Below are 23,727 nucleotides of genomic sequence, written 5' to 3' on the forward strand. Positions count from 1 at the left end.
AAATGTTTTATAGTTGGTTTTAAATCAGAGGTGGTAAGTCTCCATTTATCGTCTTATTTCTTGATAAATCGCTTTACGGTTCTGTTTCCATCCTGGGTGAGAATAACGAAGTAGAGCCCTGGTTTCAGTGCGGAGACGTCCACCCCATTTTCTTCAACCCGTGTTTCTGACAGCACTTCCGTTGTTTGAAGGTTGGCAATACTCACTTTTGCTCCTTTCATGGCAGCGCTGAAATACAGCGTGTTTTCAACAGGGTTTGGATACAATCCAACCGTTGCTGTCTCCTCTTTTTCCAGGGTGGGTGAAACTGTTCTTGCAGTTGCTCCGGGCGCTACGTAGGTAATCCTGATCCAGTTGATGTTTACGCCTGAGTTTTGGATGAAGACACCGAAATTGTACGTCCCGGCGCTCACGTTCACGGTGTGTGATATCGTCTGCCAGTTTTGCCATGCACCGGTGTTGGGCACATCGAGCGCGCCCAGCTGCATAGTTCCCGCATTCAGATCGGCTGAGATCCTGGCTCCGTTCACGGCACTGGCCACCCTGTATTCCAGTAAGTAGGAACCTGTGGTCGGGAAATGGATGTTGCTATATGCCATCCAGTCGCCGGTATCGGCATAGCCGACATTCAGTCCTCCGCCGGTGTCGGTTGTTGGCTCGGTCTGGATCCCGCTCATGTTAGAATAGCTTTCGGCTTGTATCAGCGTAGAGGCGGGCGTGTTGGCAAGTATTCGAAGGGAAGTAACTTTGTCATTCCAGGTGGCGTCAAAACAACTTAAGTCGGAAGTAACGACAAGGGAGCCACCCGTGAAATTATCATCTTGATATAAGATGATTTTATACCCTTGTGTGAGTCGCAGGGATGAAATGTCATCATCCTGAATACCCAATGATTGCAGGCGCGTTAAATTGTAATCGCCTGCGTCGAGCCCCGTGGAAGTGCCGCTATAGTTGCAATCTTTGTATACGGTAGCTATTCTGGCGGGACCCGGGTCTGTGGGGAGTCCATTTTTTTCCCGGATGAGCTGGAAGATATGGTCTGGACGTACCACTACATAATTGGCACCGAGGGAATTGGCAACGTTCTTAAAATTGCTGGGTTTTATGTCCTGCCACGGCTGTGATTGAATGATGATGAACCGGGGTTCTGTGCCGTTCCATCCGGCAGCGGCATTGGCAATGTGCTCCTTTATATTTTGCTCATTCCAGCAGTAGTTACACGAAAGTGGAAAACCGGGAAGACTTTGATTATATATACTGAGCGGCCCGCCTGTATTTTGAGCTGTTAATCCGAGTAATGACGGTGCATAGGTAGCGTAGCTTTGTCCAACATTTTGGTTAATACCCCCTGTGATGGTATTCCAAACGGTAAGCACCCGAAGCCCGGCCCGGCGGTTGTACTCTTCAGTCTTAACCACGAATTGATCGAGCGAGGGTTGATTCGGAAAATTGTTCGGATATGCGTAGCCGTAACCGGAAGGCCCCGAAATCAGGTTGTCGTTCGTGGTAGCCGTTTGATGATAGAAGTTTAGGGCGCCGGGCATCGCATCGACCATCGCCGGCGAGACAGTCCAGCCGATCGGCACGGAGCCACGATCGGGATTGTTCCATAGCTTGCGCATCAGGTGCTCGACATATTGCAAGTTGTCGCCATCACTTATGATGAATGCTACGTAGATTTTATTCTGCAGGGCCGGTTTCGCGGGGATGGGTTTAATAGCAATCGTCCTGGGCATGCCGCTGTGAACCGATAGATTGGTGGCATAATCGCTTGCAACAGTGGCGATACCATACTGGGACGCCCGCGTTACACCGGCACCCTCTTCGGGCCACCAGCCCATAAAATTGGCCCCCGCCGGCATAGACGATAAAAAGCTATTCAGCAATTCACTTTCGCCGGCCACGGCGGGATCGAGCCAGATCGTTGCTGCCCCTAATGCTACGGCATATTCACGCATGCCCATGACGTGCGCCTCCGGACTTAATCCAACCAATAGTCGGTGGTCAATGCCCGGCCAATAGGTATTGAAGAGTGTCTGGTAGACCTGCAACTTACTGGTGAACTGTCCGCGCAAATCCATGAGCACAGGTAGGTTATAGGGCGCGGCTGTTAACGTTGATATGAATGCGGGAGAAACAATGAGTGCTTTTTTGTCTTTCGCTAACGTGGTGGCCAGGTTGATGGTATGTATCTGTGCCGGATCGTACACGATTAACCCGTTTAGCTCGCTGCGGTACTTCGTAATCAGGGACCACCGGTTCGTGACTTCAGTCCAGCTCAATCCCAACGACTGCAACCAGGTATAGGGGCCTTCTGCAAAAGCATCACCTTCGTACGAGAAAATACGCGGTTGTGTACGGTTTACAATTCCTTTCAATGAAGTGAATAAAAGCAGCTCGCCCACCGTGTTGTCGGCCTGTACGCCTACCCAATCCACCTTTATATAGGCACCCCCACGCCAATAGACACGCAATTCAATGGCTTGATTATCGGCCGGCATGGTAAAGGGTAATCTAAAACTTGTGTAGTTCGCCGCGATGGAGAACTGCTGGCGGGTGATCGTTTGGAACGCCAGGCTCGCCCCGGTCGTTGCATTTCTAACATCGATATCGACCACCGGATCGTTATTGGCAGTATTGTTATCGATCTTCATTCGAAACTCGGCAATGTTAGGTCCTGCTGGTACATTCGTGACATACGGCCCGTAGATCATGTGCTCATTCGGAGCATCAATGCCTACCTGGCACAGCCAGCCGTCGGTTTCCAGGCGTCCGGTTTTGTGGCCCAGCGAGGTACCTTCGGCTTCCCAACGGGTCATGTTGCCGAGAACACTGGTTGGCCCCCAGTTGATCAGATCCTGCGTTTGGGCTGTCGCCGGAAAGGAGGGAAGGAGTTGCCCCTGCGGCCATGTTATCTGTGCTGAAACGTTATTGTAATAGACAAAACAGGAGAGTAGCACGGCAATAATCCTGACATGTAAAGTAAGGTTGGTCATAGTTGTTTAGATTTTCGGTTTACACGTGATTCAATGGACATACCAGGGTGCAGAGGTGCGGTATGCCGGGAAGGGCTATAGACAGGTCGCCGCCGATAAGGCTACGTAGAGTCCATTATCATTAAATGTTGGTGTAATTGTAAAGGAAAGCAGTACGGCAGTCCGAACCGTCCGGGACTATCATGATGCGCGGGTGGAATTATTGAACGGCTGAGACGATTTATTAAACGGTGGGTCTGATGATGCGATGTCGGTAATGCGTTGTAACTTTAAGAGACAAACCCTTGTTTTTTATGAACCGCCGGGATTTTATCATTAGCTCATCCATGGTTTTGGGCGCGCCTTTGCTGTCGCAGGCCTTTGTCGGAGCCACCAAGCCCTTAAAAATGGGCTTGCAATTATTTACGATCCGGGATGCACTCGCGAAAGATCTTCACGGCACGCTAAAAACGGTAGCGTCCCTTGGATACCAGGACCTGGAAACCTATGGATTTGAACCGGAGGCCAATAAATACTATGGTATAGATGCGTCGGCATTTAAAAGTATGCTGGATGGCTTGCAGCTGACCACCAGCAGTGGGCATTACGACTTCTATCGGTACTTCAACCAGTCGGAGGATGCACTACGCCGTTACGTTGACCAGTGTATTCAAGGGGCGAAGACCCTGGAGCAAAAGTATATCACCTGGCCGTGGCTCGATGGGGAGTCACGAACGATCGACAAGTTTAAGATGCTGGCACAAAAGCTAAATAGGGTCGGTGAGCAGGTGAACAAGGCGGGCCTGGGCTTTGCATACCACAACCACGATTATGAGTTTACAGACCAGCAGGGCGTGAATGGATACGATGTGCTGCTGGCCGACACGGATGCATCACTGGTAAAACTTCAGATCGATTTGTATTGGGTCATGCACTCGTCCAAACGCACGCCGGCAGAGTTGTTTAAAAAACAGCCTGGCCGCTTTGTGATGTGGCACATCAAGGATATGGATCGAAAAACACGAGACTATACAGAACTTGGTAACGGATCAATCGATTATACAACCATCCTTCCGTATGCTTCTCTGTCGGGACTTCAGTACTATTTCCTCGAGCAGGGGGGTAATTTCGCGGTGAGCTCGATGCAAAGCATCCGGGATAGTGCCGCATACTTCAAAACCAATCTGAAGGCGCTGTTGCGATAGCGGTGAAGGGGCGGTAGAAATCACAGCTGCTCCAGAATGCTCAATACACCCCGATTGTCGTTACTGTGTGTGGTATATTTAGCGGCATTCTTCACTTCCGGGTGCGCATTTTCCATGGCAAAGCTAAAGTGTGCCTCGCCCATCATTTCAACATCGTTGAGGTAGTCGCCGAATACCATGGTATGCTCGCGGGGTATTTCGAATTTTTTCTGTACGACATCCAGCGCCTTTCCTTTGTGCGCCAGCTTGTGGGAAAGGTCGAGCCATACGTTACCCGACACTTTTACCTGCAGGTCATTCTGGTATTCCAAAAAGTGAGGGTAGCTGTTTTGTTCGGCGCCGGACAGGTCACAGATAGCGATCTTGAGGAACTCGTCATCATCGACGTTTACGAGGTTGTCTACAACGGCGTACTTGTCATAATACATGGACAGACGTCCAACAAAGGCAGGATCGTCGTTGTCGATGTAGGCGCTTTTCTTACCGCAAAGGATCGCCAGTACATTCGGAAGTTTTTTTATACGTTTCAGGAGATCCCGGGTAAGATCCCGATCCATTGGCTGCACGTGAAGCTCTTTGCCCTGGTGCATCACATAACTGCCGTTCTCGGCGATGAAGATGATCTCGTCCTGGATGTCCGGAAAACAGTTATAAAGGTTCTGGTATTGCCTTCCGCTGGCAGCAGAGAACAAAATATCCTTCGATCGCATCCGATTGAAGATCGTGAAGAAATCGGGGCTTAGCTCGTGTTTGGTGTTGAGAAGGGTGCCATCCATATCGGAGGCGACAAGTCTTACTGATGAAAAATCCATGCGTACGTTTCCTGGTGAGGGGATCGGTTCTAAAGAAACCTAAGATTAAGGGAAAATCAAAACACGCGCGCCTCCTTCTTTTACCCCGTAACAATACGGCGCTGATTTTTGCGTTTAAATTTCACGAAGCGTACCGGTGCCCCGTTGGAGTATGTGAGTGATCGGCATGATAGGTATTTAACGCCTTCTTTTATACTATCACGTACTGCCTGCATGAAAGCACTTCTCCTGTCATTGTTGTTATTCGGTTTCTTTTATGTGAATTCTCAGGATGTTGGTCCGTCCAAAAATGTTGGCCGTGAGTATGGCAACCCCAAAATGCCACTGATGGTGTCTCACCTGGGCGGTGCGAATAAGGAGCGACTGAAGCGGGCAAACAAGAACTCACGTCATTCGATCTTCGGCAAGATACTATGTTTCCGTAAGGTATGCCGGATACAATCGGGACACTCCGCGTCCCTGCGGCCTATAAGTTTTAAGAAGTTTAAGAAAAAGGTGGCGCGGAACGCGAAGAAAGGTCTTTACAAAAAGGTCCAAAGCGATTCATCGTATAAGAGCAAGCCCGTGTTGCGTGAAGCAAAGCCCGTTGGTATCGATACGGTTTCCGCCGGGCCGGCTCCGGCCATCCAAGCGGACAGTCTCATCGTGCTGGGAGCGGAGCTTCTGTTTGAAACAAACAAGTCTACCCTGGGAAGTGAGCACCTGGCCACGCTCAAGCCCATCGTGGATTATCTGGTTTCACACCCTGCACGATCTGTAAAAATCTCGGGCCATACCGACAATACCGGGAATGAAGGACATAACCTTACGTTGTTCAAAAGACGTGCAGAAGTGGTGGCAGAATACCTGATCAGGAATGGCGTTGATAGCAATCGCGTAGAGACGTTCGGGATTGGCAGTGCAAAGCCCCTGGCCGTAAATACCTCGGAGGAAGGGCGAAAGAAAAACAGGCGTGTTGAATTATTAATCAGCCAGGGGCGATGATTCGCTACTTTTTCTTTTTCTTTATTTTGCCTAACATTAACACGCTTTACGAATTGCTTCATACGCAACCCCTACTGTTTTGAGATTAGTAAAACAAATTAAACTCTACTTTCAGGAAGGTTCTTCTGACAAGGTTTACGAAATAGATCTGTGTGAATCAGGCGATGGGTTCCTGGTCAATTTCCGATATGGTAAGAGAGGAGCCGCCTTAAAAGAGGGTACAAAAACCATTTTCCCCGTGCCCCTGCCGGAGGCTGAAAAAGTGTTCGCAGCACTGGAAAGCGAGAAACGGAAGAAGGGATATGTTGCTGCCGGCGAAGCGCCGATCGTCACCAACAGCGAGGCCCCGGCCACCAAAACAGGAAACGACAAACGAAAGAAGACGATTGTAAAGCTTCTCAAGGCCGCCGTCGCGGGCGAAGCACCCGAGCACTGGGCGCTGTCGCGTATCATCTGGCGTGCAGGGGACCTGAACATCAGGGAGGCCATCCCCTATAGTATCCGGTTGGCCGATGAGTCCGACCCGGCGACTATCCACGCCGTGGTATGGTCGATCGGCCGGTGTGGTAGCGCCGATGCGCTCGGGTTTTTACAAGCGCTTTACAAAAAGAAATCCTTGCCGGAACACGTCCGCCACCTGGCGTACGAAGCCATCCTGAAGCTGTCGGGTGCCAAAGAGCAAGAGGCGATGCAGGCCGAAATTTTGCAAACACTGCCGCGTCCTTTTAAAAACAGCATTCCCGCGAAAGATGTTAAACAATTCAAAAAAGACCTGCACGAGTTATTGTTTGAATTGAAAACGGCCTCCAACGAATACCTGGTGGGGGTCTATCAGCTCACCCGGGCCGATCGTGCGATGCAGGCCGTCTTCCTGGAAGCCCTGGCACAGGTTCGGCTGGAGTACAATTACTTCAAGTACATCCGGCGCATCTTTAAAACAGCCGAGATGTTGCAGGATTACCGCACGTACGGTGTTATTGCCAAACAAATTGAAAAGCAACCCGCCAGCTACCGGTCCAGGCAGGGGACGAGCGCCGGCCCCAATCAGCCGCAAGCCTTTTCAAGTAAAACGAAATCCTACCTGGCCCTTCGTGTGCTCCGACACTTGCGGAAGTATGGGGAGGCAGCCGAACCGTCCTACGTCGCGTTGGCGTCTCACATTCTACTGGCGTTCCGCGATGAGGAAGATCGCACGCAGCCGCGGCATATAGCGCATTATAGCTATCAGTATAACGCGCAAACCCGTTCGAATACATACCAGGAAACGAAAACACACTACGATTCCTATAGTCAATACAAGGCTTTTTATTACATACTGTTCGGCAATAGCGTACGCTACAAGCAGCAGGATGAAGTTTTTGTATGTGTGCCGCCATTCGAGCCCGGCGGCGAGATGCCCGCGATCCGTGAAGAAGCTTTTCCGCACCTGTGGAACCAGGCCCCCGAACAGATTATCGAGCTGCTGTCGTTCAGTAACGTGCAGTGGGTGCACGACTTTGCCCTGAAAGTCTGGAAGGCCAACCCGGTGTTTGAAAAACACGTGGAGGAAGCTCAGATTGTACAATTTCTGCAAGCCTACGCGGTCGGCACGCAACGCCTGGGCCTGGCGCTTGCCCGGAACAAATACAATCCCGCCCAGCCGCAAGCGCTGCTGCTGACGGCCATGGTGGACAGCCCGCTGGAGGACGCCCGAAAGCAAGCCGCCGAATGGATTACAGCAGGCCAGTCGACATTGTTGAGCGACACCACCTTTGTGCTCGCGTTGGTAAAGATGCGCCGGGTGGAGGCACACGCCTGGCTGCGGGGATTCCTGGCAGCGCATCGATTCCCGCAAGAGCAAGCAGAGATCGTTATTGCCGGCGCCATCGCCTTCCTGATGGCGGCGCCAACAGACACCGAAGAAGATCGTCGCTATATAAACCAGATTAGTGACACGCTGATCCTTGCGTTTGGCAGCTTCCTGGCGAATATAAGCCTGGATATTGTCCGCGACCTCTTTAAATACCCCTCCGCCGACCTTCATACCTTTGCCGGTAAAATCCTGGTAAAACATGTCGTCAAGCCGGAGGACCTGCCCGAGGACTTCCTGAACGTATTGCTGACATCCGGCAATCCCCATTCACGCAGCATAGGCATTGCCCTGCTGGGCAACTTCCCCGATCCGTTGCTGTTGCAAAAGAAGGATATACTGGTAAGCTTCTGCCTGTCGCCGCTGGCGGATGTACGGAACGCCGTGAAGCCGATCATTCAGCGATTGACACAAACGTACCCGGAATTTGGCAACGAGCTGGTCACGCTTTTTGTGCCGGCATTCCTCATCAAAGAATCGTACGAAGGCCTGCACGACGATTTGTTGAATCTGCTGTCGCACGAGCTGCAGGGTAGCCTGGGCGTGATTCCGCAGGAGAAGACGCTTATACTGCTCAATTCACGGTACAGAACCTCGCAGTTGATTGGAGAGATTCTGTTGAAAAGAACAATCACAGCGGATGCACTCACGGTCGCGGAACTGGTGAAGTTGGGAAACAATCCCCTGGCAGATGTCCGAAGCTTTGCCTGGAATACCTTCAAAAAATACCCGGACAAGGTAAAAGCCGCCAAAGAAGATGCGATCAAAATGACCGATACCGACTGGGACGATACCCGCATCTTCGCCTTTGACTTTTTCCGAAACACCTTTACCGATGCGGATTGGAATGCCGACATCCTCACGGCGCTGTGCGATAGCACGCGCGACGACGTGCAGGACTTTGCCCGCGAGATGATCACAAAATTCTTTACGGCCGACCAGGGACATGAATACCTGCTAAAGCTCAGCCAGCACCCATCCTCCAACGTGCAGCTCTTCACCACGACCTACCTGGCAGAATTTGCCTCGGGTAAACCAGAGGTCATGACATCGCTCAAGTTATACTTCATCACCTTGCTTTCACAGGTGAACAAGGGCCGGGTGGCGAAGATGCGTGTGATGGAGTTCTTACGCGTGGAGTCCCGCAAAGACGAGTCTATGGCACGGCTGGCGGCGGAAATATTTGTACGCGTGTCGGTCTCCATGGCCATTGCCGAGCGGGCGGGGTGCATCGCCGCGCTGCGCGACATACGCAAGCAGTTCCCCACCATTCAGATACCCATGGCCGTGAAAGAATTTAGTGACTACGTTAGAAACTAACCTATGCAGTTCGACTATAAATTCAAAGGAGATACTTCGGTCAGCAACAGCGCGCATGGCACGGCCATGAATTTTTCGCCGGATGTATACCGCGAACCCACCTACTTCGGAGGGTATCTCAATAAACATATTCCGTTTCGGGAAGCCATCTCGGCCCTGCACGACATTGTGGTGTCTGACTTTCGCTATAAACCCAAAGACAAGTCGGACTACAAAGCCTGGGCCAAGCAACAGGAAGATATCTGGCTGGCTGAATACCTGAAAGGAGCCGCCGGCGTCGAGCAGAAATTGAAAGCCGTTCAGGAACAGCTCACCTCTATACGCAGCCAGAAGGAAGCGATCATGAACCCCTTCAACAAGGCAAAGCAGAAATATTTCAACCATTTATATCTGTCCAACCGGGATGCGTGGATTGTCCTCGACCCGGTCATTACCGTACATCCGGATGAGTTGTTCTTTGAATGTTTCAGCCAGGACGAATCGTCGTATGGTAAGCTGGGCTGCAACTATAATGTTTTTGATAAAGTGAGCGAGTTCAAGTGCGGCACGACCAACATCGACTACTCGTCGTTGCTGTACAATGAATTTCAGAAGATCCGCGAATACAAAGAAACCTATTTTAATATCGATCCCAGTGGTTTTGAAGTTCAGACCACTGCCGAGGAAAGCTATAAAGAAGTAAAAATCGATGTGCCGGCCAGTTGGGTGCGGGGCTTCCTGCAGGTAAGCTCGGCTATGACCATGCCGGCAGCGTCCTTTTACCTGCACCCCATGGATGTATATAACATCTGCTTTATGCTGCGAAGGTATAAGGAAAAGGAGGGACCACGGTCCATCCGGTGGATCTTGAAACCCGGTCAGCCGGTGAAGCTCATCCTCGAGCCGTGGAACTACGAAATTACCTGCGGCCGGTCTATATATGACGGCACAACGGAACACGAAATCCGCATTTGGGGACGCAGGCGGCTGCTGCTGCTGGAGCGATTGATTCCGGTCGCCGAACGCTTCAAGGTCGTATTGCTCGGGTCGGGCCTTCCGTCATTTTATATCGCCGATCTCGGCGATCTGAATTTTACGCTGGGGTTGTCGGGGTGGACTGTCAACGACTGGTCGCGCGTCGGCAATTTCGATCTTCTGGCGCCGCGGGCTGAAGTGGACAGTATGACCATGCAGAAGGTTTACACCGGGCTTCGGCAGGAGTGGGTGGAAGATGCCGATAGCCTTGCCCGGCGCCTCGCGCTGGATAAAGGTGTGGTATTGGGTGCCCTGGGCGCATTTACCCAGGCAGGCAGGGTGATCTACGATATCAACCGCAAGGCCTATCGCATCCGGGAACTGTCGCGCGAATCCCTGCCGCTGGAGGAGTTACGGTTTAGCAATCCACGCGAGGAATCCGCCAACCGGTTTGTGTTGCTCGGGCACGTCAACCTTACCGTGTCGGTAAAAGAGGGGAATACCGTGCTTGCCGGCAAGGTAAACGACGCCGGCAAGACCTACCAGCCCGAGCTGGTCATTGACAAAGACGAGCGTGCGCTGAGCGGGAAGTGTACCTGTAATTTCTTTAAGCAGAATAAGCTCATGCAGGGGCCGTGCGAGCACATGATTGCATTGCGTATAGCCCTGCGTGAAAAGAAGGGTAAATAAATGTGAAACAAATAATTTTATTATATCTTTAAACCGGTAGCAGCAGGATATCAAAAACTTGCAATCCGGGTGGTGGATCACCATCCTTGTACACAGCTTACTAACGCGCCACTGGCTCGTTCCTGACTGTGCGATCCTGCGACCATACGCACATTTTCGGTGTGAAATCTGAAGAATTTAAATGTGCGTATGGTCGCGTCTCGCTTGAGTTGACCGTTCCAGTCCTCAGCTTGACGAAGTATATCCGCTGCTACCACTTCTTTTACCTCTATGGCAGACATTCGTCAGCAGCTCTACGATCGTATCAAGGCCTCGACCAAAGACTCCGTTATCCTCGAAGAAATGAAACGCCTGGGCTTCTGGAAGCGGGATGTGGGCATGCCGTCGCTTTCCGAGCAGATCATCCTGAAGGAAGCCGATCTGACGAAAGAGCTCAATGCGCTGCTGGAGCAACAGCGCCGGTATCAGAACAAAGAGCAGGCGCTGAAAGAAATGCGCAAATCCCGGCTCGAACAATCCCGGGCGAAACGGGAAGAAAACAAAAAGCGCCGGAAACAAAAGCGGGAGGAAAAAGCAGCCCGCTGGAAAGCCTCGAAAGAAACCGATATCATTTACCTGGGCGACAACGTATCCCAGGGCCTGAATAACAAAGAGACGGATCCCGCCAAGCTCACGCAGCACCAACAACCCCTGGTGACTACCGTCGAAGATCTGGCAAAAGCCATGAACGTTAGCGTGGGCACACTCCGCTACCTGGCCTATAACCGGATCATCAGTAAAACAACACACTACAAGCGATTCTATATTCCCAAAAAAACCGGGGGCAAGCGATTGATCTCTACGCCCATGCCCAAGCTGAAGCAAGCTCAGTACTGGCTGCTGGAGAATATGCTGAATAAGGTTGCCACCCACGATGCCGCGCACGGGTTTGTCAGGCAACGGTCGATTGTCTCGAACGCGTTGCCGCACGTCGGGGCCGAGGTGGTGATAAACATCGACATGAAGGACTTCTTTCCCACCATTACCTATCCGCGTGTCAAAGGTGTATTCCGATCGTTTGGTTATTCCGAACAGATCGCCACGATCCTGGCACTGATCTGTACAGAACCCGACGTCGACCAGATCGAGCTCGACGGACAAACTTACTACGCCGCCGGATCCGAGCGTCTCCTGCCGCAGGGAGCGCCCACAAGCCCCGCGTTGACAAACATCATCTGCCGGAAACTGGATGCCAGGCTGAAAGGTATAGCCACGAAGCTGGGGTTCAACTATACCCGGTATGCCGACGATCTCACCTTCTCTGCCTCGGGCGAAGCCGTCACACACGTAAAGACGCTGATGGGGTTTGTTAAAAAAGTAGTGAAGGAAGAGAAGCTGGTCATCCACCCCGACAAAATCAGGATCTTACGAAAAGGAGCCAGAAAGGAAGTGACCGGCATTGTGGTCAATGACAAACCCGCGGTCAATGCCAAAGAGCTTGATCGTTTCAGGGCCTTGCTCTTTCAAATCGAGAAAGACGGCCCCCAAGGTAAGCACTGGAACAATTCTCCCAACTTACTGGCTTCCATCAAGGGCTTCGCTAATTTCGTCGCCCAGGTCGACCCCGTAAAAGGAAAGCCACTCGTCGAACGGGTGAATGCGATTCTCGTTACGCACCAGTTCAAACACACCATCAAACATAAATCGAAAGCCCAGCAGGCCAAACAGGAGGCGGAGCAAAAGCAGAAAAGCAAAAAGCCGTGGTGGAAGTTTTGGTAGATGATATTTCATTCCGTTACTTCAACAACCACCCAATAGTATCCTCCATAAATTCAGCGCACTGGTAGTTATCGACTCCCTGCCAGCGGGTCATATATAACGATACCATGCCTTCACCCATCGCGACGATCTTACCGCCGCCGGTTATTTCTGCGTAGACCCCAAATGGATTCTCATCCGACGCGTTGCTATAGGCGAAAGGTTTGCCACCCTCTACGAGACGTGCGCCGTGCATGGGGATGGAATATTTCGTTTTCGTAATTACTCCCGGATTGGAATGTCCTCCAGACGCTTTGTTAGGGTTGTCGGATTTAAACGTGATACCGAAGGGTGTAACAATGTCGTTTAGGTTGACCTGCGCCAATGTGCCCCAATAGTCTTCTTCCATGACGATAAACAACGATCCGCCTTTCTTGACGAATTGTTCGATGGCCTTGCATTCGTCGGGGGAATACTTCGCGGAAGGGGAGTGGATAAAAAGCAGATCACCTTTGGCGAGCGCATCCGTAGAAATGGTCTTCTTCAGGTAGCCGATCGAAGCATGGTGCGCTGCGCCATTCTTCGCGAGCTCTCCGGTCATATAATTCAGTCTATCGGTGGGGACAAGTTGGGTCGAGATATTGTCTGCCGGGTCACTATAGAACCGTTGGCCGTGTCCCACGTCCACCAGGATTTTCTTGTTCTGGGCCAATAGGTTTGTGCAGGCGAAGATCAACGCCGCTACGACAAGAATAGGTGTTACAAACGATTTCATGATCATGTTTTTGCCGGGAACATTCAAGAATCGTACCGCAGGTATAGGCGGTTTTATAGTCGTAGGCGGTGTTTCGCACGACCTGTTTGTTCGGAATCGGGCGTAGACCATCCGCTGGCGGGCAAGCTACGCCGTGTGATATCAACCCTTACGCCTCCACGGCCTTGGTTGCTTTTCTATAGATGAAATCGTGGTAGATGTGTCTCCTGGCAAAACGATCGGGGGAATCGGTGTTCACGAATTTCAGGTAGATATTGCGGGGCACGCCGAAGTATTCGTACGCGCTGCCATCGGCAAAATTGATCTGAAGTGTCGTCCCCTTGTATTGAAGATCGATTATTCTGGAAGAAGTGATAGACGCAGTATATTCTTCCAGCTTTTGCGCTTGTGTTTCGGGGGCTATGCTCACCAGAAAATGATAAGCCTCAATAAAGGCCTTACTCTTTTCTTCGGCGGCAGCCTTTTCGTCATCAGACTGAAATTTGTCCGGATGCCAATCTTTCATGAAATTCCGGTAAATGGCCTTCAATTCTTTTAGATCGGCAGATTTATCAACACCCAAAAGCCGCCTGTATTCGATGATCCTTTTCATTGCGGGTGCAAAAATAAGATATTTATTCAATATCAGGATCGCCGGGACTGTTACGATTTGGTCAAATCCAGACCTTGCAGCGCAACTTAATCCAATATCGAGAGGGTTGTCTGGATGATGTCGTTAAAGAAGTTCTTGTCGGTCGTCGTTTTTGCCGATACGCGTATTCCCTTTACCGCATTTAGGATAAAGCGGGTCAGGGCGCGGGCATCCAGGCTGCTGGTGATCTCGCCACTTTCTTTTCCCTTCTGTATGGCCTGGAAAAAAGCCTCTTCGATCTGGCGATCATTTTGGCAAATCAGATTCTTGACCTTGGCATCATGGGGTGCTACTTCTACTTCGGCATTGACCATAAAACAACCTTTGTGCTGCTTGTCTTTCAGTAGGTCGGTGGTGGTCAATTCCAGCAGTTGTTTTATCGTTTCTTTCGCAGAAGTGGTATTGGATACGATATCACCTATCCGGGTGCTCGCGGCACGTTGGTAAAATTCGAGCGCCTTTAGATATAAGGTATTTTTATCGACGTAGGTATCGTATAGACTGGATCGGCTGATGCCCAGGAAATCGACCAGATCCTGCATGGAAGTGCCGTTGTATCCCTTTAGCCAAAAAATGGATACAGCTTTTGCCAATACTTCGTTTTCATCAAAATCTTTTGTCCGTGCCATAACAACGAAAGCCTTACCTGGTGGGGCAAAGCTATTCATTTTTAAACAATGGTTGGTAGTATGCCTTCCGTCGGATCTTACCGCACACCGCCACTGGCAATGATCGTTTCACCCGTCAGCCAGCGTGAATCATCCGATGCCAGAAATACTGCGATGGGTGCGATGTCATTGGGTTGTCCGGTGCGGCCCAAGGGAGTGGAATCGACTGCGTTCTTATGAAAATCGCTGCCAATAAAACCGGCGGTGTGTGTGCCTTCCGTTTCAACAATTCCCGGGTTAATGGAATTGACGCGGATCTTTCTGGCGCCAAGTTCTTTTGATAAAACCTGGGTGATAGAATCCACGGCGCCCTTCGTGGCGGTGTAGATCGAGCTTCCAGGAGGGGTTATGCGTGTCACGGTTGAGCTGATGTTGATAATACTACCGCCTTTCTCGCCAAAGCTCTTTACAGCACTCTTTGTGACGAGCAACAGCCCCAGCACATTGGTATTGAACTGACGGTTAAATTCATCCACCGTAACGTCTTCGATGGCGCCAAACTGGTAAACGCCCGCGTTATTGACGAGTACATCGACACCGCCATAGGTCTTATGCGCCTCAGCGAAAATGCGGTCAACATCCGCTTGCTTTGCTACGTCGCCCTGCACGGCAAGCGCTCTTCCGCCATTGGCAACGATGTCTGCTACTATTTTTTCAGCTCCTTCTTTCGCGGATGCGTAATTTACAATAACCGCTGCGCCTTCAGAAGCCAGGCTTTTTGCAATTTCAGCGCCAATTCCTTTTGACGCACCGGTAACCACTGCTACTTTGTTTGTTAATTTTTTCATGTTTTCGGATCGATTATGGTTTATCTGGAATAATCGTTCCTGAATAAAACACCAATCCGGAATAATCGTTCCGGAATACAAAAATAATCTTTTGGGGTGGTCGATGAGCTTGAGGAAGTGGGATGCGATCCTGGGGTGATGTTATTGATTACTCGTGGAGAGGATAAAATTTACAAACGGTTGTATGTATACTCCATTCTTCTCAGCCTTGGATACCTCCGGCGAGAAAATATCATCCGTGGAGATACTATCACATCCTCCATGATTTATATATATTGCTCGTATTAAAAAACGGAATACACATGACCGAATCTCATCCCAACATTACGTTGATCCACGACTTTTTTAAAGCTTACGCGACGAACGATCTCGATGCCATTAAAAGTATACTGAGCGAAGATATAAAGTGGCATATACCCGGAAAACACCCTCTGAGCGGAACAAAGACCGGAGTTGAACAGGTGTCAGCATATTTTCAACAACTCAGCAAAGCGGCCCTTCATGCAGAGCCTATTGTCATGGGCGTGAATGACAATTATGTTATTGATTGCCATCGGAACTGGAGTGATCTGGACAATCAGGAGAATTTTAGTGGCATGTCTTGCTTGCTTTGGAAAATAGAAAATAAAAAGATCGTAGAGGTCTTTAATTTCCCGCAGGACCAGCATGCTGTTGATCTATTCTTTTCTACTTTTTACAAATAGTTTCCAGGGTTTTAACGGATTATCAAATCGACCAGAAACCCTGTTAGCATCACGGCAAAAGTAAACGTAACCATTCCCAGGAGGTAGGAGGCGAGCGCTTTAAAATAGCTCGCCACACGTTTGCTATCATAAAAATGCCCGATCGCCCACGTACAATAGGCCACGCCCACAACGCCCGATATTTTCATGGCAGGTAGTCCCGTTAACCCTTCGAAAAGTGCGAAAACAGAAAATATCAGCATACCCATTCCCATAACGAAACATAATAGAATTAAGATTTCAAAGAAATTGTAGTCATGCGCTCTATAAATGAGTTTTAGCCAAAAGGCAATGAATACGCACATGACGATATTGGCATAACCGTAATGATTTTGAACCCAGTTAAGAATTTGGCCAGTGGCGGAATCCCCGGCATCGTGATAGTCAATATACCCTTGTTCAATATGGAAGAAGTGATCGATCACGGAATAGATCAATGAGGTTACTATAATGAATAGCACAGGCTTCACAAGCCTGCTTCTGTCAACGGTGATAAACGTATGGATATTTGGTCCGGGGTTATGCAGCAATTCCCGCACGGTATGCAAGATGCCTTTCTCGAAATGTAAAACGTGCTGGATTTCATGCACAATGTAATGCCAGTCAACTCTGGCAATTTGTGCCGGGCGACCACAGTGATGGCAGAAATCGCCCGTCATGGAAACATTGCAATTTCTGCAATTCATCGTATTATAAGGTTATAGGGGTTAGCGATCCACCGCGGTTGTCTGCGTAGAGACGCTTCTCATTCCCAAAAGTCTTCACAAAACGGTTTTTAAAGCCTACACTTTAGTGTAGATTTGTTTTGAACCCCGCCGTTTTAATGGAAAATAATAATAATTCAACCCTGCTTACCAGGAATCACCTCGGGAAAGTATCGGACGATGAGCGCCTGCCACAGCATGATTATTTGGAGGCCATAAAAGCTTTCGCCCGATTAACCTACGAGAGCATCTATGTCATTAACTATGAAACGATGACGTTTGAATATGTTTCAGAAAACCCGTTGTTTTTATGTGGATATTCATCTGCGGAAGTTATGGCGCTGGGTTATGACTTCTATTTTAAGAACGTTCCTGAAAGCGATTTAAAGTTGCTGCATAGTATAAATGAAGCAGGGTTTGATTTTTTTGAGAATCTGCCAGGCGAAGAAAAAATACAATACAGTATTACGTACGATTTTTATCTGGTTAATCGCGATGGTAAAAAGATCCTGATCAATCATAAACTTACACCGTTGCTTCTTACCCGGGAAAAGAAGATGTGGAAGGCCATGTGTGTGGTTTCTCTTTCGCATCATAAAAGCCCGGGTAATGTCTGCATCCACAAACAGGGCTTTGATACAATCTGGGAGTTGGATTTGAACGATAAAGCCTGGCGTAAATCAGAAAAACCTAAACTTACAAAGCGTGAAATAGAGGTCCTGCATTTGTACGCGCAGGGTTTATCAATTAATGAGATCGCCGATAAAGTATCTGTCAGCCCGGATACCGTGAAGTACTACCGCAGGCAGATTTTCGATCGGTTGAGTGTAAGTACGATAGCAGAGGCACTTTCGTATGCCGTCAATAGCAAGATTGTTTAATCCAGGATTTCATTAATTTACCTCATGGAATTTCAGAAATTGACACGGCGTCAAATGCTCGGAGTAGCGGGTATGGCCGGGTTGGCGTCGTTGACGGGTATCGCAGCCGATGCGTCTCCGCTGTTCGCGCAGAAAAGGCCACGTATCGCCTGTCTTGTGACCTATTGGGGCGCAACCAGGTCGCATGCGGATTGGATCATCACCAAGCTGCTGGACGGTTATTGGTGGCAAGGGGCTCACACGGCTTCACGCGTGGACGTTGTGTCCGTTTATATCCATCAGCTTGAAGAAAGCGGCCTGGGTCAGAAAATATGCAAATCGAAAAACATTCCGATCTTCCAAACGGTAGGGGAGGCCGTCACGCTTGGTGGAAAAGAACTTGCCGTGGATGGTGTTGTCATCGTCGCAGAGCACGGAGAATATCCCACCAATCTCAAAGGGCAGTGGATGTTGCCGCGCTGGTGGATCTACCAGCAGGTTGTCCAGGTGTTCGAGCAGAGCCAGCGCTCGGTGCCGGTGTTTAACGACAAGCATCTCTCCATTAGCTGGGACGAAGCGAAGTGGATGTTTGATAAATCCCGTGCGCTGAATTTTCCACTGACCGGTGGTTCCTCCATACCCACCTACTTCCGGAAGCCCGAGATAGAGCTTGAGATAGATACGCCCGTAAAGGCATCGATCGTGGTGGGAGACGCTGCTGATGAGGGGGCCCTATTCCACTGTGTCGACGTGTTACAGGCGTTTGTAGAACGCCGTAAGGGCGGTGAGACGGGCGTCAGGTCGGTACAGTGTATTCGCGGCCCTGAAACATGGAAGTGGACCGAACGCAATCCCTGGGCGGCGCGGCTACTTGAATCCGTACGGACGAGTTTTAACCTCAAACCCGGGCACTTTCAGGAAATTAGCGCACCAAACGTCTGCATTGTTGAATATAATGACGGCACGAAAGCGGCAGTTTATTCCGGCCGGGATGTGACGTGGACCTATGCCGGCGAAATCGAAGGGCGTAAGGACCCGACGATCGTCTCGATGCCTGGCTGGCCGGGACCCTTCTCGCAGTATCACGCATCTAATTCCCAACCGCACTGGATTACCGAGATGATGGTGACCCAACAGGAACCCTTTAATGCGGAGCGGCTGCTGCTGTCCACGGGGATTGTGGCGTACACCATGGAATCAAACTGGGAGAACGGCCGCTACTCCGCTATCGGTCGCCGTATAGAGACGCCGTTTATGAATATGCGCTACCGCTCCACACGCGGTGCTCAATTTAGTAAGGGCGAGCGGCCGCCGAATACGCCCTATATCAGGGGCTTTGCGGAGTAGACTCTTCGCATGATGACAGAACTTGAACGATAAAGAATGAAACGCAGAGACGTTATTAAGAGCTTAACACTTTTGCCGGTAGCCGGTAGTGTTTTTCCAATACGATCGTTGTTATCTACTCCCGTCGCTGAAAATGGTCTTCCGTTGATCCCGCAGGATAAGCCAATGCCAGCGCTGCATCGCGAAGCGTTTGTCATGGACGGGCATATCCACGTCATGACCCGTGAGCTGCTGCTAAAAACCGATATTGGTCAGCGATATCCGGATGGGAGCGTCGATCTCCCCAGGGCTAAAGAAGGCGGTGTGGACGCAATGTTCTTTTCGGTGTATACTCCCGAACACTATTACCCCGGAAGGTTTGAGATCAAGAATACTTTTCGTGTGGTGGAACTGGCCCTGGATCAGATCAGGAAGAATAACAACGCTGTCGAGTTGGCGCTAACCGCCACCGACATACAACGGATCAACAAGAAAGGAAAGATCGCGGCGTTCCTGGATTTGGAAGGCGGCTATGATCTTTATGGCGACTTAAACCTGCTGCGCGCCCTGTACAGACTTGGCCTGCGCTCCCTGCAGCTGACCGCCCACAATACCACCAACGCGTTCATCGATGCCTGCAACGACGTGTATACCTGGGGTGGCATTAACGATCACGGCAAAGCTGTGATCAAAGAGATGAACGACCTGGGCATGGTGATCAATGTAGCGCACGCGTCCAACGACGCGATCATGCAGTCAGCAGCGGCCAGTCGCCATCCCGTGATTTATAGCCACGGCGGCTTTAACAAAATAGTCGATCATCCGCGCTGCATTACGGACGAAGCAGCAAAGGCAATCGCAGCGAAGGGCGGCGTTATCGGTGTGCACTTCGGCAGCCTGTTTAACAACCCCAAGTACTGGGAGTGGCAGAAGCCGAACAATCCCATCAAGGCGCAGCCTGTTCCTCAACCAGCCACCCCGCGGATCTTTACTTCACAGGTTACCGACCAAACCATTGAAGACGTAGACAAGGAGCTGACGAAGGAAGTGCCGCTGAATTTCAGAGGGACCATTCCTGACGAGTATTGGATGCACGTAGATCAGCTGGCAAAAGTGATTGACTATGGCGTAAAATTAGTGGGCGAGGACCACGTTGCGCTGGGGTCGGATTTAGATGGCGGTCCTGAGCTGCCTCGCGAAATGAAAGACATCAGTGACTATCCGCAGATCACCATCGCGTTGCAAAAGCTGGGGTATAGCGATCAGCGGATCAAAAAGATCCTGGGTCTAAACTGGCTCCGGGTGATCCGGCAGGTGACGGAAGGAGACCAGCGAAATTGAATCAATAAGGCCGTTTTTGACGGAGTCCAGACTGATTGCCCCTATTTTCGAACAAAAAACGACCTAATTTGGGCCTAAAACCGAACAAAAAATGCCATAATTTGGGCCTAAAACCAAACAAAAATGACGTAACTTGGGCCTAAAATCGAACAAATTCCTGTAAAAACTGGGCCTATTTCCGTACAATGTTTTATCGAAATATTCAAAATCAGCTTAAAAGTTGGAAAGGGAGCTCTCATCGGAAACCTTTAATCTTACGTGGTGCCCGTCAAGTCGGAAAGACGACGGCGGTTAGGCTTTTTGCCAAATCATTTGATCAATTTATTTACCTGAATCTCGAGAAGTCGGAAGATGCTAAACCATTCCGTGATTTTAATAGTATCGATAGGCTCATGGAAGCGCTCTTCTTTTTGAAGGACAAGGATCGGAGCATCAAGGACACGCTGATTTTTATAGATGAGATTCAGGAAGAACCCAAGGCCATCGGACTGCTCCGGTATTTCTACGAGGAGTTCCCCGATTTATATGTTATCGCTGCCGGATCGCTGCTCGAAACCGTACTGGATGAATCTGTCAATATGCCGGTAGGGCGTGTTGAGTATTTGGTTGTTCGTCCCGTGTCATTTAATGAGTTTCTGGGGGCGATGGGCGAGTCATCTGCCGTGAGCCAGTTTGACATCGTGCCACTAAATGACTTTGCCCATGATAAGTTGTTGCAGCTTTTTCATACGTACGCGTTGATCGGTGGCATGCCTGAGGTTGTAAGCCATTATGCGGAAAATAGAGATCTTGGGGCTTTGACGAGAATTTACGAATCGCTCATCGTGTCTTATAGTAACGACGTTGAAAAGTATGCGCGTAATGTGAACTTAACTCAGATCATTCGCCACTGCATTACGGCCGTCTATGTTGAGGCCGGTTCGAGAATAAAATTCCAGGGTTTTGGAAATTCCATGTATGGCCGTCGGGAAGTGGGAGAGGCTTTGCGAACACTCGAGAAGGCGATGCTCATTAGTTTGGTCTATCCGACAGTCCACACCGAATTACCGATACGCCCTGATTTAAAAAAGTCTCCTCGTCTTCACGTCCTGGACACGGGCATGCTAAACCATTTTGCTGGCCTCCAAAAATCTGTGCTTGGGGCCACTGACCTGGAAGTGGTTTATAAGGGCATGATAGCGGAGCATATCGTTGGACAGGAAATTCTGGCCTCGCGGTTTGAAGTACTTCGTGGACTGAGTTTTTGGGTACGCGATAAAGCAGCGAGCGCAGCAGAAGTCGACTATGTCGTTAAATTTGAAGATATGTTGATCCCGGTGGAAGTGAAATCGACTCCGACAGGCGCATTACGCTCCCTTCATCTCTTTATGGACCATGTCGATCATCATTTCGCCGTCAGGTGTTATCCAGGGCAACTGCGCGTCGATAAAATACAAACACAAAATGGCAAAGCGTATTTGTTACTTAATCTCCCGTATTATCTATCGTTCAAACTGGAGGAGTATATTGAATGGGTTGTTAATGGTGATCTCCAGATTGGTCTTTAGTTCCATTGGAGCAATTACTTATACAACTTCTGATCCTTCACATAATCAATGCCATGTTCTTTCAAGTACCGGATACCCCACTTGCTGGCAAATTCATACATCGGCGCAAGGCTCTTTCCGTTCTTATCGAGAAAATATTCCACGCGATAAGGCTTCTCGGAAATTATCTTCTTGGAAATAAGTTTGTCTCGTTCAAGGTGTTTGAGCTGCTGGCTTAACATTTTCTCTGAGATGCCGGGAAGGTTTTTTCGTATATCACTGAAGCTTCTCTTCTTAAACCGATGAAGATGAGAAAGGATCAGGATTTTCCATTTTCCGCCTATAAAGCTAAGCGTGACATCTATTGGACACGTGTATGTCTTCTTATCTAGCCGTATCATTTTACAATATCGCATAAAGTTACAAAATCAAACATAAATAGTCGGGCCTACTTTTTGGTAAGTTATTGCCCTGAGCTTAAATCGGTAGTAATCTTGCGATAGCATATTTCACGACTATCAACCACTACGCGATGAAAAATATTCCAACATTGTATGAATGGGCAGGAAAAAAAGAAGCCCTCGAAAAGCTCACCGAATTATTTTATAAGAAGGTTGCGCTGGATGATGTATTGGCGCCTGTATTTGCCCATATGTCAGGCGACCATAGCAAGCACGTGGCCCACTTCATCGGCGAAGTATTTGGTGGCCCACGCCTGTATACGGAAGAAGATAATGGAAGCCATCATAAAATGATAGGTCACCACCTCGGTAAACATCTCGACGAAGAAAAAAGAAAACGTTGGATAGCATTGTTGCTGGAAACCTGTGATGAAATTGGACTGGCCGATGACCCGGAGTTTCGTTCTGCGCTGGTGGGTTATCTGGAGTGGGGAAGTCGCCTGGCGGTCATCAATTCCAACGCGGATGATGTTCCGGTAAAAGAAGACGAACCCATGCCAACGTGGGGTTGGGGCGAAACCGGCGGGCCGTTTGAATATAAATCGTAATGATCACGCCAAGATATAATCCTATGAAAGAAAACCCCGCGATGATCGTTGTGATGACGCTTATGTTTTTCTCTTGCCACCAACAACACAACGCTGCCGGTGCTGGTGAAAAAGTATTGCACCTGAATAACATTGTAGACCTCACCCATACGCTGACGGATAAATTCCCCTTTATTCCTGTGAAGGAGTTGACCTATCCCTTCGAGCTTATACCGATGGCAACGCTGGAAGAAAATGGTGTCGCGGCAAATTCCTGGAAGATCCATGAACACCTGGGTACCCATATCGATGCACCGAATCATTTTATTTCAGGCCAGCTGTCCGTAGATGAAATTGATCTCAGGGATTTGATTGTACCGGTGGTAGTCATTGATATTGAACATAAAGCGTCTATCAATAAGGACGCCAGCGTGACGCTGGAGGATATCGGGATATTTGAAAACCGGTACGGTAAGATTCCGGCGCATAGTTGCGTCATGATGTATTCCGGATGGGAAAAGCGGCTAAGCGATTCGACATTTGTAGGCCTTGATAAAAATAGGGTAAAGCATTATCCGGGCTTTTCCAATGAGGCAATCAATTTTCTTTTGAAGGAGCGAGATATAGCGGGCATCGGTGTAGATGTATTGTCGTTTGATCCGGGGATTGACGAAACCTACTCCGGTCACAAAATCCTTTTTGCAGCAGGAAAGTGGGGCGTTGAATGCGTGGCAAACCTGGATAAGATTCCGAAAACGGGCGCTACTATAATTGTCGGTGCTCCTAAAGTGGGAGGGGCCACCGGGGGATTTTCGAGAATAATTGCGGTGTGGTAATGTGATCGTCGCAGG

20 protein-coding genes are annotated in these 23,727 nt (G+C 49.6%); 12 read left to right on the forward strand and 8 right to left on the reverse strand.

The window, feature by feature from the left end; genetic code table 11:
* Positions 1 to 53: 53 nt before the first annotated feature.
* Entirely contained in the window at positions 54 to 2,996 is a 2,943-nt protein-coding gene (locus K7P01_RS25105; RefSeq protein ID WP_267297333.1) for a carbohydrate-binding protein, read from the reverse strand.
* Positions 2,997 to 3,289: 293 nt separating this feature from the next.
* On the opposite strand from K7P01_RS25105, the gene K7P01_RS25110 reads away from it, so the two are divergent.
* Positions 3,290 to 4,180 carry a sugar phosphate isomerase/epimerase family protein gene (locus K7P01_RS25110; RefSeq protein ID WP_267297334.1) on the forward strand — a complete coding sequence of 297 codons (891 nt, stop codon included), beginning with the start codon at positions 3,290 to 3,292 and terminating at the stop codon, positions 4,178 to 4,180.
* A gap of 20 nt (positions 4,181 to 4,200) precedes the next feature.
* On the opposite strand, the gene K7P01_RS25115 is transcribed toward K7P01_RS25110, so the two are convergent.
* Entirely contained in the window at positions 4,201 to 4,992 is a 792-nt protein-coding gene (locus tag K7P01_RS25115; RefSeq protein WP_267297335.1) for an HAD family hydrolase, read from the reverse strand.
* Positions 4,993 to 5,205: 213 nt separating this feature from the next.
* Here K7P01_RS25115 and K7P01_RS25120 point away from each other — a divergent pair, with 213 nt between their 5' ends.
* From K7P01_RS25120 to K7P01_RS25135, 4 genes are all read left to right on the forward strand, one after another.
* Positions 5,206 to 5,976 (forward strand): OmpA family protein, encoded by a 771-nt coding sequence (locus K7P01_RS25120; RefSeq protein WP_267297336.1) that lies wholly within the window; start codon positions 5,206 to 5,208, stop codon positions 5,974 to 5,976.
* Positions 5,977 to 6,055: 79 nt separating this feature from the next.
* A complete protein-coding gene (locus tag K7P01_RS25125; protein ID WP_267297337.1) occupies positions 6,056 to 9,145 on the forward strand; it encodes a hypothetical protein in 3,090 nt (1,029 codons plus the stop codon).
* A 3-nt stretch (positions 9,146 to 9,148) separates the two neighbouring features.
* Positions 9,149 to 10,789, forward strand: a complete 1,641-nt coding sequence (locus tag K7P01_RS25130) for an SWIM zinc finger family protein (protein WP_267297338.1) — start codon at positions 9,149 to 9,151, stop codon at positions 10,787 to 10,789.
* A gap of 270 nt (positions 10,790 to 11,059) precedes the next feature.
* Positions 11,060 to 12,547 (forward strand): reverse transcriptase family protein, encoded by a 1,488-nt coding sequence (locus tag K7P01_RS25135; RefSeq protein WP_267297339.1) that lies wholly within the window; start codon positions 11,060 to 11,062, stop codon positions 12,545 to 12,547.
* Positions 12,548 to 12,563: 16 nt separating this feature from the next.
* Here the strand turns inward: K7P01_RS25135 and K7P01_RS25140 are convergent, their stop codons facing one another.
* From K7P01_RS25140 to K7P01_RS25155, 4 genes are all read right to left on the reverse strand, one after another.
* Positions 12,564 to 13,301 carry a GldG family protein gene (locus K7P01_RS25140; protein WP_267297340.1) on the reverse strand — a complete coding sequence of 246 codons (738 nt, stop codon included), beginning with the start codon at positions 13,299 to 13,301 and terminating at the stop codon, positions 12,564 to 12,566.
* 148 nt (positions 13,302 to 13,449) lie between these two features.
* Complete coding sequence (locus tag K7P01_RS25145) at positions 13,450 to 13,893, reverse strand: KTSC domain-containing protein (protein ID WP_267297341.1); 444 nt, start codon at positions 13,891 to 13,893, stop codon at positions 13,450 to 13,452.
* 86 nt (positions 13,894 to 13,979) lie between these two features.
* Positions 13,980 to 14,561, reverse strand: coding sequence for a TetR/AcrR family transcriptional regulator (locus K7P01_RS25150; protein ID WP_267297342.1), 582 nt, complete (start codon positions 14,559 to 14,561; stop codon positions 13,980 to 13,982).
* A gap of 77 nt (positions 14,562 to 14,638) precedes the next feature.
* Entirely contained in the window at positions 14,639 to 15,388 is a 750-nt protein-coding gene (locus K7P01_RS25155; protein ID WP_267297343.1) for an SDR family NAD(P)-dependent oxidoreductase, read from the reverse strand.
* A gap of 302 nt (positions 15,389 to 15,690) precedes the next feature.
* On the opposite strand from K7P01_RS25155, the gene K7P01_RS25160 reads away from it, so the two are divergent.
* Positions 15,691 to 16,092: a nuclear transport factor 2 family protein gene (locus K7P01_RS25160; RefSeq protein ID WP_267297344.1), complete on the forward strand. Its 402-nt coding sequence runs from the start codon at positions 15,691 to 15,693 to the stop codon at positions 16,090 to 16,092.
* Positions 16,093 to 16,103: 11 nt separating this feature from the next.
* Here K7P01_RS25160 and K7P01_RS25165 read toward each other — a convergent pair whose 3' ends face one another.
* Positions 16,104 to 16,817, reverse strand: a complete 714-nt coding sequence (locus K7P01_RS25165) for a DUF3667 domain-containing protein (protein ID WP_267297345.1) — start codon at positions 16,815 to 16,817, stop codon at positions 16,104 to 16,106.
* A 137-nt stretch (positions 16,818 to 16,954) separates the two neighbouring features.
* Here K7P01_RS25165 and K7P01_RS25170 point away from each other — a divergent pair, with 137 nt between their 5' ends.
* The 4 genes from K7P01_RS25170 to K7P01_RS25185 all read left to right on the forward strand — a co-directional run bounded on the left by K7P01_RS25170 (position 16,955) and on the right by K7P01_RS25185 (position 21,909).
* Complete coding sequence (locus K7P01_RS25170) at positions 16,955 to 17,716, forward strand: response regulator transcription factor (RefSeq protein WP_267297346.1); 762 nt, start codon at positions 16,955 to 16,957, stop codon at positions 17,714 to 17,716.
* Between the two features lie 24 nt (positions 17,717 to 17,740).
* Positions 17,741 to 19,042: a hypothetical protein gene (locus K7P01_RS25175; protein ID WP_267297347.1), complete on the forward strand. Its 1,302-nt coding sequence runs from the start codon at positions 17,741 to 17,743 to the stop codon at positions 19,040 to 19,042.
* Between the two features lie 36 nt (positions 19,043 to 19,078).
* Positions 19,079 to 20,362: a dipeptidase gene (locus K7P01_RS25180; RefSeq protein ID WP_267297348.1), complete on the forward strand. Its 1,284-nt coding sequence runs from the start codon at positions 19,079 to 19,081 to the stop codon at positions 20,360 to 20,362.
* A gap of 185 nt (positions 20,363 to 20,547) precedes the next feature.
* Positions 20,548 to 21,909 carry an ATP-binding protein gene (locus K7P01_RS25185; protein ID WP_267297349.1) on the forward strand — a complete coding sequence of 454 codons (1,362 nt, stop codon included), beginning with the start codon at positions 20,548 to 20,550 and terminating at the stop codon, positions 21,907 to 21,909.
* 14 nt (positions 21,910 to 21,923) lie between these two features.
* On the opposite strand, the gene K7P01_RS25190 is transcribed toward K7P01_RS25185, so the two are convergent.
* Positions 21,924 to 22,289 carry a winged helix-turn-helix transcriptional regulator gene (locus K7P01_RS25190; protein ID WP_267297350.1) on the reverse strand — a complete coding sequence of 122 codons (366 nt, stop codon included), beginning with the start codon at positions 22,287 to 22,289 and terminating at the stop codon, positions 21,924 to 21,926.
* Between the two features lie 131 nt (positions 22,290 to 22,420).
* Between K7P01_RS25190 and K7P01_RS25195 the strand changes: the two genes are divergently transcribed.
* Together K7P01_RS25195 and K7P01_RS25200 are read left to right on the forward strand one after the other, a co-directional pair.
* On the forward strand, positions 22,421 to 22,897 hold the full coding sequence (locus K7P01_RS25195) for a group II truncated hemoglobin (protein WP_267297351.1): 477 nt from the start codon (positions 22,421 to 22,423) through the stop codon (positions 22,895 to 22,897).
* A gap of 23 nt (positions 22,898 to 22,920) precedes the next feature.
* The gene (locus tag K7P01_RS25200) at positions 22,921 to 23,712 is read left to right on the forward strand and encodes a cyclase family protein (RefSeq protein ID WP_267297352.1); all 792 of its coding nucleotides are present in this window, start codon (positions 22,921 to 22,923) and stop codon (positions 23,710 to 23,712) included.
* The last annotated feature ends 15 nt before the right edge of the window (positions 23,713 to 23,727 follow it).

The organism is Parachryseolinea silvisoli (assembly GCF_021190955.1).
In the GTDB taxonomy this organism is placed as follows: Bacteria; Bacteroidota; Bacteroidia; order Cytophagales; family Cyclobacteriaceae; genus Ohtaekwangia; species Ohtaekwangia silvisoli.

Coding starts and splice junctions, on each gene's coding strand:
- K7P01_RS25135 (WP_267297339.1), top strand. CDS start 11,060: ATGGCAGACATTCGTCAGCAGCTCTACGATCGTATCAAGGCCTCGACC.
- K7P01_RS25185 (WP_267297349.1), top strand. CDS start 20,548: ATGTTTTATCGAAATATTCAAAATCAGCTTAAAAGTTGGAAAGGGAGC.
- K7P01_RS25200 (WP_267297352.1), top strand. CDS start 22,921: ATGAAAGAAAACCCCGCGATGATCGTTGTGATGACGCTTATGTTTTTC.
- K7P01_RS25165 (WP_267297345.1), bottom strand. CDS start 16,817: ATGAATTGCAGAAATTGCAATGTTTCCATGACGGGCGATTTCTGCCAT.
- K7P01_RS25110 (WP_267297334.1), top strand. CDS start 3,290: ATGAACCGCCGGGATTTTATCATTAGCTCATCCATGGTTTTGGGCGCG.
- K7P01_RS25140 (WP_267297340.1), bottom strand. CDS start 13,301: ATGAAATCGTTTGTAACACCTATTCTTGTCGTAGCGGCGTTGATCTTC.
- K7P01_RS25120 (WP_267297336.1), top strand. CDS start 5,206: ATGAAAGCACTTCTCCTGTCATTGTTGTTATTCGGTTTCTTTTATGTG.
- K7P01_RS25190 (WP_267297350.1), bottom strand. CDS start 22,289: ATGATACGGCTAGATAAGAAGACATACACGTGTCCAATAGATGTCACG.
- K7P01_RS25145 (WP_267297341.1), bottom strand. CDS start 13,893: ATGAAAAGGATCATCGAATACAGGCGGCTTTTGGGTGTTGATAAATCT.
- K7P01_RS25195 (WP_267297351.1), top strand. CDS start 22,421: ATGAAAAATATTCCAACATTGTATGAATGGGCAGGAAAAAAAGAAGCC.
- K7P01_RS25180 (WP_267297348.1), top strand. CDS start 19,079: ATGAAACGCAGAGACGTTATTAAGAGCTTAACACTTTTGCCGGTAGCC.
- K7P01_RS25150 (WP_267297342.1), bottom strand. CDS start 14,561: ATGGCACGGACAAAAGATTTTGATGAAAACGAAGTATTGGCAAAAGCT.
- K7P01_RS25160 (WP_267297344.1), top strand. CDS start 15,691: ATGACCGAATCTCATCCCAACATTACGTTGATCCACGACTTTTTTAAA.
- K7P01_RS25115 (WP_267297335.1), bottom strand. CDS start 4,992: ATGGATTTTTCATCAGTAAGACTTGTCGCCTCCGATATGGATGGCACC.
- K7P01_RS25105 (WP_267297333.1), bottom strand. CDS start 2,996: ATGACCAACCTTACTTTACATGTCAGGATTATTGCCGTGCTACTCTCC.
- K7P01_RS25170 (WP_267297346.1), top strand. CDS start 16,955: ATGGAAAATAATAATAATTCAACCCTGCTTACCAGGAATCACCTCGGG.
- K7P01_RS25155 (WP_267297343.1), bottom strand. CDS start 15,388: ATGAAAAAATTAACAAACAAAGTAGCAGTGGTTACCGGTGCGTCAAAA.
- K7P01_RS25175 (WP_267297347.1), top strand. CDS start 17,741: ATGGAATTTCAGAAATTGACACGGCGTCAAATGCTCGGAGTAGCGGGT.
- K7P01_RS25130 (WP_267297338.1), top strand. CDS start 9,149: ATGCAGTTCGACTATAAATTCAAAGGAGATACTTCGGTCAGCAACAGC.